Genomic DNA, 15,555 nt, shown 5'->3' with positions numbered 1-15,555 from the left:
TCTAAAACAATAAACACACAACCTATTTAATATATAATGAAAACAGACGCTTTTGCATTAAGACACATTGGTCCAAGGGAAAATGATTTAGAACACATGTTAAAAACAATTGGCGCAGATACTCTGGATCAGTTAATTAACGAAACGATTCCAACTGATATTAGATTGCATGCTGATTTGAACTTAGAACCTGCAATGACTGAATATGAGTTTGCAAATCACATTCAGAAATTAGGCAATAAAAATAAAGTTTTTCAATCTTACATTGGTTTGGGTTACAATGCAGCAATTATTCCTGCAGTAATTCAAAGAAATGTTTTTGAAAATCCAGGTTGGTACACTGCTTACACGCCGTATCAGGCTGAAATTGCGCAAGGTCGTCTAGAAGCGATTTTAAATTTTCAAACCATGGTTATCGAATTAACTGGAATGGAAATTGCAAATGCATCTTTATTAGACGAAGGAACCGCTGCTGCCGAAGCGATGGCTCTTTTATTTGACGTAAGAACCCGCGATCAAAAGAAAAGTAATATCAATAAATTCTTTGTTTCAGAAGAGATCTTACCACAAACTTTATCGGTTTTACAAACACGATCGGCGCCAATTGGGGTTGAATTAGTAATTGGAAACCACGAAACTTTCGATTTTTCGTCAGAATTTTTTGGTGCAATTCTTCAATATCCTGGGAAATTTGGACAAGTGCACGATTACAAAGCTTTTATAACAAAAGCCACAGATAACGAAATCAAAGTTGCTGTTGCTGCGGATATTTTAAGCTTAGTAAAACTGACGCCTCCAGGAGAAATGGGTGCGGCTATTGTTCTTGGAACTACACAACGGTTTGGAATTCCATTAGGTTATGGTGGTCCTCATGCTGCATTTTTTGCCACTAAGTCCGAGTATAAAAGAAGCATGCCAGGAAGAATTATAGGCGTAACTATTGACACTGACGGTAACCGTGCGCTTCGTATGGCGCTACAAACTCGTGAGCAGCACATAAAACGCGACAAGGCAACTTCGAATATTTGTACTGCGCAAGTTTTATTGTCGGTTATGGCCGGAATGTATTCTGTTTTTCATGGCCCAAAAGGATTGCAATATATTGCCAGTAAAGTACACGCCTCGGCAGCAACTTTATCAAACGCTTTAGGTAAAATAGGCTTTGAGCAAACAAATACAGCTTTCTTCGATACGATTGTAATTAAGGCTAATGCCGAAAAAGTAAAAACAATTGCAGAAGAAAACGAAATTAATTTCTTTTACGTTGATCAAAATACAGTTTCAATTTCATTAAATGAAACAACAAGTATTTCCGATTTAAATACTATTATTTCGGTTTTCGCTTCTGCAAAAGGTGTTCAGGCTACTACAATTAATACTTTATCAGAAACGAATCATTTTCCAGAAAGCGTGCTTAGAACATCGACTTTCTTACAACATGATGTTTTCAATAAATATCACTCAGAAACAGCATTGATGCGTTACATCAAAATGTTAGAGCGTAAAGATTTGGCGTTAAATCACTCTATGATTTCTTTAGGATCTTGTACGATGAAATTAAATGCAGCTTCAGAAATGCTGCCTTTAAGTATGCCACAATGGAATAATATTCACCCTTTCGCCCCTTTAGATCAAGCGCAGGGTTACCAAGAAATGTTGACCAAATTAGAACAACAATTAAATGTTATTACTGGTTTTGCTGGCACAACATTGCAACCTAACTCTGGAGCTCAGGGAGAATATGCAGGATTGATGGTAATTCGTGCTTATCACCATTCTCGAGGCGATCATCACAGAAACATTGCTTTGATTCCATCATCAGCTCACGGAACTAATCCAGCATCTGCAACTATGGCTGGAATGAAAGTAGTTGTTACTAAAACATTAGAAAACGGAAATATAGACGTAGAAGATTTACGTGAAAAAGCGCTTTTACACAAAGACAATCTTTCCTGCTTGATGGTAACTTACCCATCAACTCATGGCGTTTTTGAAAGTGCCATTAGAGAAATTACCCAATTGATTCACGATAATGGTGGACAAGTTTATATGGATGGTGCTAATATGAATGCACAAGTTGGCTTGACTAATCCTGCTACGATTGGTGCTGATGTATGTCATTTAAACTTACATAAAACATTCGCTATTCCTCACGGAGGTGGTGGTCCAGGTGTAGGACCAATATGCGTTGCTCCACAGTTGGTTCCATTTTTACCTACAAATCCATTAATCCCAACAGGAGGTGAAAATGCAATTACGGCAATTTCAGCAGCGCCTTGGGGTTCAGCATTAGTTTGCTTGATTTCTTATGGTTATATCTGTATGCTTGGCGCAGAAGGTTTGAAACAATCTACTGAATATGCTATTTTAAATGCAAACTACATTAAAGAGAAATTAAACGGTCATTACGATACGTTGTATTCTGGAGAAATGGGTCGTGCAGCTCACGAAATGATTATTGAATGTCGTCCATTTAAAGAAAAAGGAATTGAAGTAACTGATATTGCAAAACGCTTGATGGATTATGGCTTCCACGCTCCTACGGTTTCTTTCCCAGTTGCAGGAACAATGATGATCGAACCAACAGAAAGTGAAAACTTAGAAGAATTAGATCGTTTCTGTGATGCTATGATTGCTATTAGAAAAGAAATAGACTCGGTAACTATAGACAATCCAGATAATGTACTAAAAAATGCACCACATACTTTAATGATGGTGACAACTGATAACTGGATTTTCCCATATACCCGCGAAGCAGCAGCATTCCCATTAGAATATATTGCTGAAAATAAATTCTGGCCTACCGTTCGTAGAGTTGATGAAGCGTATGGTGATAGAAACTTGAATTGTTCTTGCGCGCCAATTGCAGCGTATATTGAAAGCTAAACGCCGGAACCGTTTATAAATTAAAAATGCCTCGAAATTTCGAGGCATTTATATTTAAAAAAAGATGCGGTTTAGTATTTATAACCTAAACCTGTTTTGATTGCTTGTGTCCCACCAAATTGATTGGAGTTTGCTCCAACAGTTGTTTTATCAGAAACCATTAACACAAAAGGACAACCCAAAACTGCAGCAGCCATTTTAAGCTTCTTCTCTGCTTTTTTATCACCTGTGTTTCCTGTTTGCAAGTTGATCATTCCAGTTTTTCCTCTTACCTCACCTGCTTTTTTTAAACCAGCAATATAAGACTTCTCTTCTAGAATTATTACTTTCTCCCAGTCAGCTTCTCCTGTAACTACGATCTTTTCAGTAATTTCCTCTACTCTACCACTCTTGCCATAAACTACTTTTTCGATAGCATATTTTCCAATAGAGTTCTCGGCATCTTCACCATCGTACTTAAAAACAATAGTGTATTCATCTACTCGCAATACTTTACCATTTACAATTTCACCGCTATGTTTTGTTATAGCATCAGTTTGAGCACTTACAACTGAAGTAGTTAAAATTAAAGACAGCATCAAAATAATTTTTTTCATTTCTTTTAAATTTAGGTTTTTATATATTCCAAAAATATAAAAAAACTTATCTTTTAAGTACTTTTTAACGAGAAATCGTCATCATTAAAAAAATTATAAAACACACTTTAATTTTTCGATGAGTAAAACATTAGACAACCATGTAATTTGATTTATAATATAATTTCTAAAATACCTCCTTAGCGAATCTCCAAATTAAAGAAAATTAAATCGCATCAATTTGACTAATTTGGTATTAAATTGTCAAAAATTTTGCCAATAAAATGTTTTTCTATAATTATATGCATGCATAGTAAATATTGTGACAGTAATAATATTTTTATGTTTAATTTAGCATGAAATTTGGAAAAGTAATATAATGAAAATAAAAATAACTGGGATAGGAAGTTATATTCCTGAGAAAAAAATTAGCAATACAGACTTTGGCGATCATACGTTTTTGAACGAAGATGGTACTGCATTTAAATATCCTAACGACGTAATAATTAATAAATTTAAAGGAATTACCGGTATAGAACATAGGCGATATGCCGAAGATCATTACAGCTCATCTGATTTGGCTTTTTTTGCAGCTAAAAAGGCGATAGATAATGCGGCAATCGATCCTGAAACCATAGATTATATCATTTTTGCTCACAATTTTGGTGATGTTAAAAAGGGTGCAATTCAATCAGATATGTTACCTAGTTTAGCTACGAGAGTAAAACATAAATTACAAATTAAAAATCCAAAATGCGTTGCTTACGACATTCTTTTCGGTTGTCCAGGATGGATTGAAGGCGTACTTCAAGCCAACGCTTTTATAAAATCTGGCATGGCTAAACGCTGTTTAGTTATTGGATCTGAAACTTTATCAAGAGTAGTTGATGCGCATGATAGGGATTCGATGATCTATTCTGACGGTGCAGGAGCTTCAATTCTAGAAGCTTCTGACGATGAATCTGGATTATTATCGTACGAAAGTGGCACTTATGCCATGGATGAGGCCAACTATTTATTTTTTGGAAAATCGTATAATTCTGAATTAGATCCTGACACTCGTTATATCAAAATGCATGGACGAAAGATCTATGAATTCGCTCTAACTAACGTTCCTGCTGCAATGAAAACTTGTTTGGATAAAAGCGGTCTTGGAATCGATGATGTCAAGAAAATTCTTATCCATCAGGCTAATGAGAAAATGGATGAAGCCATTATCCACCGATTTTATAAATTATATGACAAGTCTGTTCCACAAGATATTATGCCTATGAGCATTCATGAATTAGGCAATAGCAGCGTTGCAACTGTCCCTACTCTTTTTGACTTGTTAATTAGAGGCGAAATAAAAGATCAAAACATCAACAAAGGCGATATTCTTCTATTTGCTTCGGTTGGTGCAGGAATGAATGTCAACGCCTTTATTTATAGGTATTAATTTGTTGCCCTAATTTTATCTGGAGCTAATCAAGCTGCATGTTGCAATTCCTCAATACAATATTTGTTTTTTAAAGATGCAATAAAGCTTCTTTTTAGTCGCTTTTTGCATCTTAAAAAACTACCTAGTGCTGTTCCGGGATTTTCTCCCGAAGTATCGGGTTCATCTGAGCTAAAAAACTAGAATCAAAAACACTTTTATTAGTATATTTGCAACTTCGCTTTCGAAACTAGAAAACGGCGCAAAATTAAAAACCATGTACGAAAAAACGTTTCCTAATAAAAGATTCAAACATACTTTAGAATTTCTTAATAAACACCTCACAACCTCATCCACAATTTTAGATTTAGGCGTTGAAAATCCTTTCTCTAAAATTATGAAAGAAGAAGGTTTTACAGTAAAAAACACCTCGGGAGAAGATTTAGATAACGATCAAACCGTTTTTCAGTCTGAGAAAACAGATGTTGTAACTGCTTTCGAGATCTTCGAGCATTTATTAAATCCTTACACTACTTTAAACGAAATTAAATCTGACAAGCTTTTCATTTCTATTCCTTTGCGTTTGTGGTTTTCTCCAGCTTATCGTAGCAAAACGGATATGTGGGATAGACATTACCATGAATTTGAAGACTGGCAACTTGACTGGCTTTTAGAAAAAACAGGTTGGAAAATAATAGACCGGGAAAAATGGACAAACCCAGTTAAAAAATTTGGATTACGTCCGTTGCTTCGTCAATTTACACCGCGTTATTATATTGTTTATGCAGAGAAAAGCCCCCTCACCCCCAAAGGGGGAATGTAATCACAGTAAAAAATAGTTTAAATGAATGATCCCAATTCCCAAAACGTATCAATATCAGGCTCCCCCATCGGGGGTTGGGGGGCCTTTTACATAGTTATCCCAACTTATAATGAAGAGCAATTTATTGCACTGACATTACAATCTTTAGTTTCACAAACGCATTTACCTACAAAAGTAGTTGTAGTTAATGATAATTCCACCGATAGAACGGCAGAAATTGTTTTGGCTTTTGCCAAAGAGCATCCGTTTATATCTTTAGTTGAAAAGAAATCTAGTGCGATCCATTTACCAGGAAGCAAAGTGATTCAGGCCTTCCAAACAGGATTTGAAACCTTGGACGAAAACTACGATGTGATTGTGAAGATCGATGCCGACTTAATATTTCCGACTAACTATTTTGAAACTATTGATAAACATTTCCAGTCAGATCCAGCTATTGGGATGGTAGGTGGTTTTTGTTATGTAGAAAAAAAAGGCGAATGGATTCTAGAAAATTTGACCGATGAAGATCATATTCGAGGAGCTTTAAAAGCGTATAGAAAAGAAACATTCCAACAAATTGGCGGTTTAAAACCACAAATGGGTTGGGACACTGTAGACGAATTACTTTGTAAATTCTACAACTGGAAAGTAGTCACAGATCAATCCTTACATGTAAAACATTTAAAACCAACAGGCGCTAATTATAGTAAAACCGCACGCTACAAACAAGGCGAAGCCTTTTACACCTTAGGTTATGGTTTTTTGATAACTGCAATTGCATCGGCTAAATTAGCAATGATGAAAAATAAACCTTTGCTTTTTTTAGACTACATCAGAGGATTTTGGAAAGCTAGACTGGCTAATACAACTTTGATGGTGACAGCAGAGCAAGCTAAATTTATTCGTAATCACCGCTTCCAAAAAATGAAAGAAAAACTGTTTCAACTTTTTTAGACATCTTTCAAATAAAATTATAGTATTTTTACGGAATACTAATAACTGAACACTGAATACTAATAAAATGATGCTCACTCGCTATGTAACGCAGATTGGAAGATATTTCCTGATGCTGAAAGAAATTTTTAATAAACAAACTAAATGGTCTGTGATGCGAAGTCTGATTTTTAAAGAAATTGATGACTTAATTATTGACTCTCTAGGAATTGTTGCCTTCATTTCTTTTTTTGTTGGAGGTGTTGTTGCCATTCAAACGGCATTGAATTTAACTAATCCCCTGATCCCTAAATACCTTATTGGGTTTGCTACAAGACAGTCAGTGATATTAGAGTTTGCACCCACATTTATTTCTGTAATTATGGCTGGAAAAATGGGTTCGTTTATTACGTCAAGTATTGGAACTATGCGTGTTACAGAACAAATTGATGCGCTAGAAGTTATGGGAGTGAATGCATTAAACTATTTAGTTTTCCCAAAAATTATTGCCCTACTGTTATATCCATTTCTTATTGGTATCGCTATGTTTCTAGGAATTTTAGGTGGATGGATGGCAGGAGTTTACGGCGGTTTTATTTCAAGTGACGAATTTATAAATGGCACTCAAATGGATTTTATTCCGTTTCATATTGCTTACGCATTTATAAAAACTTTAATTTTTGCCATGTTACTCGCAACTATTCCATCATTTCATGGTTACTACATGAAAGGTGGGGCACTTGAGGTAGGAAAAGCAAGTACTGTTGCTTTTGTTTGGACATCAGTTTCGATAATAACTTTCAATTATATATTAACGCAATTGCTGCTAGGATCATGATAGAAATAAAAAATGTAGAGAAATCATTTAGTGGTACCAAAATTCTAAAAGGAATTTCGACCGTTTTTGAAACTGGAAAAACCAATCTGATTATTGGTCAAAGTGGCTCTGGTAAAACAGTTTTATTAAAAAGTTTATTAGGGATTCACACACCTGAATCCGGACAAATATGTTTTGATGGCAGAGTATATTCAGAATTACAAGCAGATGAAAAGCGAGAACTTAGAACAGAAATAGGGATGGTTTTTCAAGGAAGCGCACTCTTTGATTCGATGACCGTAGCCGAAAATGTTGCTTTCCCGTTGCGAATGTTTACCAAAAATAATAAAGCACAGATTAAAGAGCGAGTTGATTTTGTACTCGAAAGAGTTGATTTAACAGAGGCATACAACAAATTACCATCTCAAATTTCAGGAGGAATGCAGAAGCGGGTTGCCATTGCTCGTGCTATTGTAAATAAACCAAAATATCTTTTTTGTGACGAGCCTAATTCTGGTCTCGATCCAAATACTTCTATTTTAATTGATAATCTTATCATGAAAATTACCGAAGAATATGATATTACAACGGTAATTAATACTCATGACATGAACTCTGTAATGGAAATTGGTGATAATATTCTATTCTTAAAAGACGGATTGAAAGCTTGGCAAGGATCTAAAGAAGAAATTTTTAGAACCGATAATGAAGCTGTAGTTGACTTTGTGTACTCTTCTAATTTGTTTAGAAAGGTTAGGGAGGCGTATTTGAAGGAGTAGGAAAGATTATTTTTATAGAAGATTACCATCCGCTATTCACTTCAATCTTGCTTGCCGAACACCGGCAATCAAGGATTTCCGCTGCTATCAGGGCTAGATAATACTGTTTAATTTCCATAAGAATACAGCAAAAGTACAGCTCGATTATGAAACGTGTTTTTTTTATAGTGAAGGTCTTAATACAGAAAAACACGGTATTTAAGAATAATGTAACACTATAACATCATTTATATCATAGGAAACTCTTTAATTTCACTCTCCATCACCAAAACCCTCTAAACCTTCATCCTCGTCATTTATATCAACAGATCCAGAAGATTGAATTTGTTGCAATACTTTATCTATCTTATCTAATGTTTCTATAAGATCTTTTACATAATCTGTTTCCGCTACATCGGTGATTTTTGTACTTAAATCTTTCAGGAATGCATTTGCATCACCAATTTTAGACATCATATATTCTGGATCAGATATAAAATTATCAAAATCGAATTCAAAACTTTTTATTAAATCAATAATCCCTTGAATTTGTTCTTTGACTTCAGCAAATTCTTTTGAAACTTCGGCCTTTGTTTCATTTAACGCAGCTGTTTCAGCTTCGAGGAGTTCGGTTGCTTCAACCGCTTCAACTTCTAATCCTACTTCGGCTACTTCCGTTAATCCTTCTTTTGCGATTTCTTTAAAAGACTCTTTAGATGCTTCTTTTACTACTTCGCTTGCTACTGCTGTAAATGGTTCAATTGCCATAAATTTTAATTTTAGTTAGTGATTATTAATTTATTAAAAAAACATCTATTTGTGATTTTTTTCTGTTTAAAACATAAACATTCGCGAACGTTGCTCTATCAATATTTGCAAGATGCTTTAAAATTAGATTCTTAATTTCTAAAGTTTCAGTTGTGTCAAATGGAAACCATTTTTTTGACATTATTTTAATGAAAAAACCTAACCATTTTTCTTGAATGCAAATATCAATATTGCTATTTATAATATTTAAAAGCATTTCAATTTCAAGTAACTCATAAAGTTGTTTTGCAATTTCATTTTCAGACAATGAATTTTGTTTAATGGCAAAAATTATTGCTTTTAAGTTTGAATTTTTCGAAAGTTTGTCTAATTTTTCAACTTCTAACTCTTTTCCAATTCTTTTAGTTACTAATTGTTTTGAAATGAAAACTTTTACGTTATTTAGATTTTTATCGTGAGAAAGATATTTAAAATTATTTTCTTTATTCTCAAAATAACTAAACTTACATAACATTGCTTCCTGCCAATCATTTTGATAAACTGCCCCAACACCCGTTTTTAATTTTGCTAATTCGTTAATTTGTAATTCATTTAAATTCATAGCTTTTCCAACTAATTCACGATCTTCTTGCGAAGGTAAGCGAAGGCATATTTTTGTATTTGTATTTCTAATTGCTGATGGGTCTAATAGTCCTGGAGCTTGATCTGCTAATATGAAACCTTGTCCATACGTCCTCATTTCGGCAATAGCATTAGAAATCATCTCAACTGATTTTCCTTGCAAATTAGAACTGCCTTGAGTTTGTTCTGAACTTGTTTTTTTTAACAAATTATGTGCTTCTTCAATTATTGCAACGTGTTTTAAAGGACAATTGAATCCCGTACTTTCGGACATTCTATATTCTTGTAACTTCATGAAAACAATTCCCATTAATAAGGATTTTGTTTCAGATGAAGCCACTCTTGATAAGTCAATAATCGTATTTTCATCAAATAACTTTTTGGAAGCAATTTCAACACTACAAAAAACAGGTCTAAGTAAACCATTTGTCATACTTTTTACACGAGTCACTAGTGCTCCGGTATAATTATTTTTCATTTCTTGCCCATAACCACTTGCCTCAATTAATTTAGGCAGTATATCTAATAAATCATTAAAATCAGGAAAACAATTTTCTTGAACTAGATTTTTTGACGCATCAAGATCCCATCCTTTTTTTTGATACGTAAGAATTAGCGCTTCTTTTAAAAAGGCAGGCATTGCCGCTTCCATAGACCAACAAGCATTTAGGATTTCAATAAATCGATCTATATGCTCATAAATATGAATTTTAGGAGGAAAAGAAAAAGGATTAATTTTTAGCAATTTACTGTAATTCGAATTGGTGCTAAATACGTTGACATCTTTTCTATGTCCAAAAACATCTTTATATTCTCCTTTAGCAGGTTCGATTACCATAAACTTAATATCTTTTTTAATCAATTCATTAAGTATTTGATAGGTCACATTTGACTTTCCCGAACCTGTACTTCCTGTTACAAAAAGATGCCCTGTTAATTTCTCAATATCTAAATCAAAATCGACATCATATTCTTTTTCGTAATTATACAGTTTCCCAATAGTAATTGCTGATTCAGAATTGGAATTTTTTAGATTGTTCCCAAAAGCAGCAACTTCTACCACGTCTAAGCCGATAATGGACTTCTGTGGTGGACATAATTGTACTGTCAGTTCATCGCTCGTCACAATCGTTCCTAATGAGTTTCCAAATTCAGAATTGTTAATTTGAATATAAGGTAACTCATAATTTTTTAAATATTCAGAAACAAAATGTAGTGCATTCTCATTTTTTAAGAATGTTTTGATGGCCGATTTTTCAACTCTAGAATTTTCTCCTTTTATGATACCATTATAAATATTAGCAGCTACAATACTGTTTTGAGATTCTGACGATAGAAAATAAATACCCACATTCCATAAACCTACATTTTCTCCTTTATTAAGCCTTTCAAATTTTAAATCTAAATTTTCTAATATGTTGATAATCGTTTTGTTTTCTCTTGTATATTGAATACTTGAAGACATTCCTGTTGTTTTGGTTTTTGAAAAGCTGTCCGCAATATTTAAATTTGAAGATTGATTAGTGCCACTAGTAGTAGATTTTGTTTCAGAACTTCCATCATTTTTACTAATTGAATCATATCCTTTTAATTTATTCCAAAGCGATTTCCCTATCCACGGATTTTCTGTTCTGTTTGATGATTTATTTGTTCCTGTGGATTCTGACTCCGAAGTAGACAATCCAATTGTTTCACCAATTGTTTCTGTAATTCCTTCTGTAAAAGCATCTGATTCATTTTTTCCAATATTAAAAGTTTGTTCTTTTAAACAGGATAGTTCTGTATAGATATTCTCAAAAAACACTTTAGCTACTTCGTTTTCTTTAGAACTAATAGGATCTGCAATGAAAAGTGCCGAAAATGGTTTTCCTTGCATTCCTTTTATTAAGTTTTCAATACCCTGAATGAAATTTTCATCCTCGCTATCTTTTAGGGAAGGAACGCCTAATACAGTCGAAATTTCAGTCACTTTATCAAATTGGTTATGTTGTAAAATTTCTATTTCATCAGTTGTTAGACCTTGGTGCTCTTTCTCATTATAATTAAAAATTGTGCCGGGAAAATTTCCTTCAATTGCCCCTTTCAATACTTTTAGACTTTTTGCTGCGTGGTCTTCTTTTTTTATGCCATAATAAATATCACATTTTTTTCCATCTGAAATTAATTTTATAATAACAGATGCTTCTAATGAATGTAACGAAGAATATACAGATGTAAATTTATCTATTATACTTATGTCTTTTTCATAAACAAACTTGGTTAAGTGAATTAACCGTATTGTGGTGCTTAAATTTACTTTTTTTAGAATATCTGCAGACCGTTCTATGATCTTATAATCATTGTTAACTAAATAAGTTTTATTAACTAAATTTGATAAATAATTATCAATATTTAATTTCGGTACTATTGGTAGCATATTCTCCATAAATTATTTAAGACATTTATAAGCAATCAATGCTAAAGCAAGGATAGTTACTCCGGCTATTACTATTTGTGTATCGCTAATTGCTTTTGTATTATTTTTTGTTACTTTTTTTTCTTCTTCAACAACTTCTAATTTTGGGAGTTGATGATATAACTCCATTACTTTTGCAACTCTTTCTTGGGAAAAATTATCCAATAGAAGGCCTTTTTCATAAGCATAATAATCTTCAGCTGTTGAAAGTTCAATGTCTACAGGAAAATCAATGTGATTTTCTATTTTAAAATTACTGTTTTGTCTCGCATAATCAATAGATTCTTGTACAAGATATTTATCGCCATCAAAAAAATCAATCATACTGCAAATTTCTATTTTTATATTAAAAATATTATCGTCCTTAACTTCACGAATAAAATTTTTAAAATCTTTATAATTTATCATAAAGTTGTTTTTAGTAGTTGATCGTTAATACTTTTTAGAATCTTCATTTCGTCTACAATCTTTAGTTTTTCTTCTTCAGTTTTTCTATTGTTAAAAGATAATTTACTATGTTCATTAGATTTTTCTTTTAATCTCATCTCAATTTTATGAACTAATTTTGTTCCATTCTCTTTTATTTTTTTGATTTCTTCTTCAAATTTTTTCTTTGAATCTTCGACACTATTGAAAGCTTTTGCTTGTAGGTTAGAAAAATGATTATCATACATTTTTTGACCATCGACGTAATCAATTGTTACGACATAATCCACATTTTCATAAATATCCACTTTTTTGGTACTATACCAAGTACGAGGTTTATACCAAATGCTCGTAGAAATTTCTTGCTCACCAACTTTTTCATATTTAGTTGTTTTAATAGACTCTTTGCTAATAAATTGCTTTGTGTCAATCATACCTACTTTTATATCATTTATTAGAAAATTATTTAATGAAACTGCTAGATTAGCATCTTTAATTAGATCATTGAATGAGTTGATTACTAATGCATTTATTTCTTTAACCGCCTTTTCTAAATAATAATTGCAATCACTATCAATAGATGTTTTTAAACTTATATCAGTATTAAAAACTATTTTGTGAGCTTCATTAATTTTTGTTTGAGCATCTTCTTTTTTGATTTTACCAGAAGTTAATATTGTCAAAATTGCTCCAAAAGATAAGAAGATATCAGTTCTAAGCTTAGTAAAAACAGTTTGATCAACGTTAAGTTCATTTATTTTATCTATTAGTTGTTTTTTTTTTGTTTCAAAATTTTCACCAAGAAATAAACCTAATTTTTTTAACTCTTGAGTTTGTTTTTTTATTTGTTCATCGGAATCCTGTAATTTAATTTCGTTATTATATATAACATATTCCAAAAAGCTTTTCAGAGGTACAATTAGGTTATGAATCAATGTGATTTTATGATTCTCATTGATATAACTTTCTAAATAATACTTTAAGGCTGAGAAACCCGAATAATGTAACAATGCTCTATCACTGTCTAAATCTTTATTAATTTCTTCATAAAATTTATTTTTGATTTTTTCAGAAATTGGGGCATTTTTAATAGTATCAACACCTAAATATTCTTTTTCAGGATTAGGGAAAAATTTTCTTTGAAATCCTTCGAAATCACCTTCTTCTTCATAATCAAGATTTGATTTTCCTTTTAATGCAAGTTGAGCTGCTTTAGAACTCAATGGAAAAATATTTACATTTTTGATGTCGTTGTCTGCTAAATATTCTCTACATCTTAATAATAATTGGTCTATTGGATTTTCTTTGGTATTAAGATCATCAATTTGATTTAGAACAAAAACTATCCTTTCCTTTGCTATTTTTCCTTTATCATTTATTTCTTTTGCTATTACCTCTATAATTGATTTATCATCTTTCGTACCGATGTTTTTAGCGGGAATTAGATACACAATTAATGGCTTTTTTGAACTATCTTTTATAAAAAGGTTCGTGATTTCCCAATGTTTTTCATTTAGAGAATTATTTGGTCCAGGTGTGTCATATATTGTCAAATTAATACCATCCACTGCCAAATTTTGAATTTTTCCTTTAATATGAATTTTTATAAATTCAGAATTGGCTTTGTCATTATATTCCGAAATGAATTCTTTAGTAATGTCTTTCTGTTCTTTAATTAATTTATAATTTTCATCATAAATAGTGCCTGAAAAAAAATCAATATTAGTATTGGTAATTTCGCAGATTGTTGCAGTACAAGGCAATGCTTTAGCAGGTAACAAGTCTTTACCAATAAAGGAGTTTACTAATGTAGATTTTCCTGCACTCACTGTTGCTAAAAATGCGATAGAAACGTCGTTCTCATTAATCTTATCAAAAATCGAGTTAAATATTTCCTTTTTTAATGTTTCTTGGACTAATACATTTTTGTTGCTTTTTATTTGGTCTATTATTAGTTTTATAGTTTCTAATATATTACCACAATCAATTACTTTTGATTCAAACGAAAATTTTATTTTACCCTTGTTATTAAAATCATTTATAATTTCACTTACAACTTCTATATCAATTGCAGTACTTTCCAAGTGTATCTTAAAATTATCATTGAAATCTTCATAAATTATTTTAAGGAATTTTTCAAACCAATCTCCAATTCTAAAAGTACCATTGTTAGCATTTACGATATCATTACAACGAGATCCTACTTTATTACATAGGTCATTTACAATTTCGACTTGATAGGTGTAGGTATTGTATTTTATTTTTACATAGTTTTTCTGACCAATCATACTAGTATTTTTTTTAAAAAATTAATTGTACTGCTATTTCTTTTACTATTCTCATAATCCCCTCATCCGCCTTCCTCAAACTCCCCATCGCATGTTTCAAATCCACCCCCAATTCCGCACGATTCAACCCAGAACTCAACCAATCCTCCAACCGTCTTTTTCCCTTCGATTGATTAATAGTTCTTAGCGTAACTCCCACATTTTCGCGGCAATTCACAACCTCAGCGATTTGCTCATTGGTTAAAATATGTCGGTACTTCATGAAGATTTCTTCAGAAGAACGAATGTGTTCATAATCATAAGGATCGCCACCACGAAGCAGCTTTCCTGTGTAACAATCCTGATACAAAGCCACACCATCTCCGCCTCTTTTGAGTGCTTCGGCGTGCATGATAGCTTTTCGCTTCACAAACGCTAAATCAATTTCTTTTCTAAAGTATGGCCTGTCTTTAACAATCATTATCGAGCTTTTATTTTTTAAATAAGAAATACTGAATGCAATTTTTTCGCTATTTATTTTAATTGGCGCAATGATACTATTTATACCACTAATGGTTTTACGGTTTCCCGTAAGACAATAAAAAAAATTTGATGAAATTGATTTATTTGTACCTACGTTAATGATGTATACCTACTATTTCTTTAAATCACTACTATTTTTACTGCTATTTATTTTGCCATTTTTTTTATGTCGTACACTTAATACTTTCTATTGAGTAAATACGAAACCCCCTTCGATAGATAAATATTACCTCGCTTTAACAATTGCCTTCTTGTTATTTTATTATTCCCAAATATATACTTTT

Annotated in this window: 12 protein-coding genes; 6 read left to right on the top strand and 6 right to left on the bottom strand. The window is 32.2% G+C overall.

Annotation, left to right across the window (positions count from 1 at the left end):
* The first annotated feature begins 36 nt into the window (after positions 1-36).
* Positions 37-2,886, top strand: coding sequence for an aminomethyl-transferring glycine dehydrogenase (gcvP, locus tag BUB42_RS07680; RefSeq protein ID WP_073018859.1), 2,850 nt, complete (start codon positions 37-39; stop codon positions 2,884-2,886).
* A gap of 71 nt (positions 2,887-2,957) precedes the next feature.
* Here gcvP and BUB42_RS07675 read toward each other — a convergent pair whose 3' ends face one another.
* Positions 2,958-3,482 carry a hypothetical protein gene (locus BUB42_RS07675; protein WP_073018858.1) on the bottom strand — a complete coding sequence of 175 codons (525 nt, stop codon included), beginning with the start codon at positions 3,480-3,482 and terminating at the stop codon, positions 2,958-2,960.
* A 358-nt stretch (positions 3,483-3,840) separates the two neighbouring features.
* Between BUB42_RS07675 and BUB42_RS07670 the strand changes: the two genes are divergently transcribed.
* The 5 genes from BUB42_RS07670 to BUB42_RS07650 all read left to right on the top strand — a co-directional run bounded on the left by BUB42_RS07670 (position 3,841) and on the right by BUB42_RS07650 (position 8,212).
* Entirely contained in the window at positions 3,841-4,899 is a 1,059-nt protein-coding gene (locus BUB42_RS07670; RefSeq protein WP_073018856.1) for a 3-oxoacyl-ACP synthase III family protein, read from the top strand.
* A 256-nt stretch (positions 4,900-5,155) separates the two neighbouring features.
* On the top strand, positions 5,156-5,701 hold the full coding sequence (locus BUB42_RS07665; protein ID WP_073018855.1) for a methyltransferase domain-containing protein: 546 nt from the start codon (positions 5,156-5,158) through the stop codon (positions 5,699-5,701).
* Positions 5,702-5,722: 21 nt separating this feature from the next.
* Positions 5,723-6,637: a glycosyltransferase family 2 protein gene (locus BUB42_RS07660; protein ID WP_084118306.1), complete on the top strand. Its 915-nt coding sequence runs from the start codon at positions 5,723-5,725 to the stop codon at positions 6,635-6,637.
* 67 nt (positions 6,638-6,704) lie between these two features.
* Positions 6,705-7,454, top strand: coding sequence for an MlaE family ABC transporter permease (locus BUB42_RS07655; RefSeq protein WP_073018853.1), 750 nt, complete (start codon positions 6,705-6,707; stop codon positions 7,452-7,454).
* On the top strand, positions 7,451-8,212 hold the full coding sequence (locus BUB42_RS07650) for an ABC transporter ATP-binding protein (RefSeq protein ID WP_073018851.1): 762 nt from the start codon (positions 7,451-7,453) through the stop codon (positions 8,210-8,212). Before BUB42_RS07655 ends, BUB42_RS07650 begins: the two co-directional genes overlap by 4 nt.
* 252 nt (positions 8,213-8,464) lie before the next feature.
* Here the strand turns inward: BUB42_RS07650 and BUB42_RS07645 are convergent, their stop codons facing one another.
* From BUB42_RS07645 to BUB42_RS07625, 5 genes are read right to left on the bottom strand one after another with little or no spacing between them, the layout of a single operon-like run.
* Positions 8,465-8,959, bottom strand: a complete 495-nt coding sequence (locus BUB42_RS07645; RefSeq protein ID WP_073018849.1) for a hypothetical protein — start codon at positions 8,957-8,959, stop codon at positions 8,465-8,467.
* 25 nt (positions 8,960-8,984) lie between these two features.
* Complete coding sequence (locus tag BUB42_RS07640; protein ID WP_170857199.1) at positions 8,985-11,996, bottom strand: ATP-binding protein; 3,012 nt, start codon at positions 11,994-11,996, stop codon at positions 8,985-8,987.
* A 12-nt stretch (positions 11,997-12,008) separates the two neighbouring features.
* Positions 12,009-12,443 carry a hypothetical protein gene (locus BUB42_RS07635; RefSeq protein WP_073018846.1) on the bottom strand — a complete coding sequence of 145 codons (435 nt, stop codon included), beginning with the start codon at positions 12,441-12,443 and terminating at the stop codon, positions 12,009-12,011.
* Positions 12,440-14,749 (bottom strand): dynamin family protein, encoded by a 2,310-nt coding sequence (locus tag BUB42_RS07630; RefSeq protein ID WP_073018845.1) that lies wholly within the window; start codon positions 14,747-14,749, stop codon positions 12,440-12,442. The genes BUB42_RS07635 and BUB42_RS07630 overlap by 4 nt, the downstream gene beginning before the upstream one ends.
* A 13-nt stretch (positions 14,750-14,762) precedes the next feature.
* Positions 14,763-15,209, bottom strand: coding sequence for a hypothetical protein (locus BUB42_RS07625; protein ID WP_073018843.1), 447 nt, complete (start codon positions 15,207-15,209; stop codon positions 14,763-14,765).
* Positions 15,210-15,555: the final 346 nt, after the last annotated feature.

This window comes from Flavobacterium micromati (genome assembly GCF_900129585.1).
Taxonomy (GTDB): domain Bacteria; phylum Bacteroidota; class Bacteroidia; order Flavobacteriales; family Flavobacteriaceae; genus Flavobacterium; species Flavobacterium micromati.
Note: the sequence above shows the minus strand (reverse complement) of the source record. Positions and strands in the feature narration are given on the sequence as shown.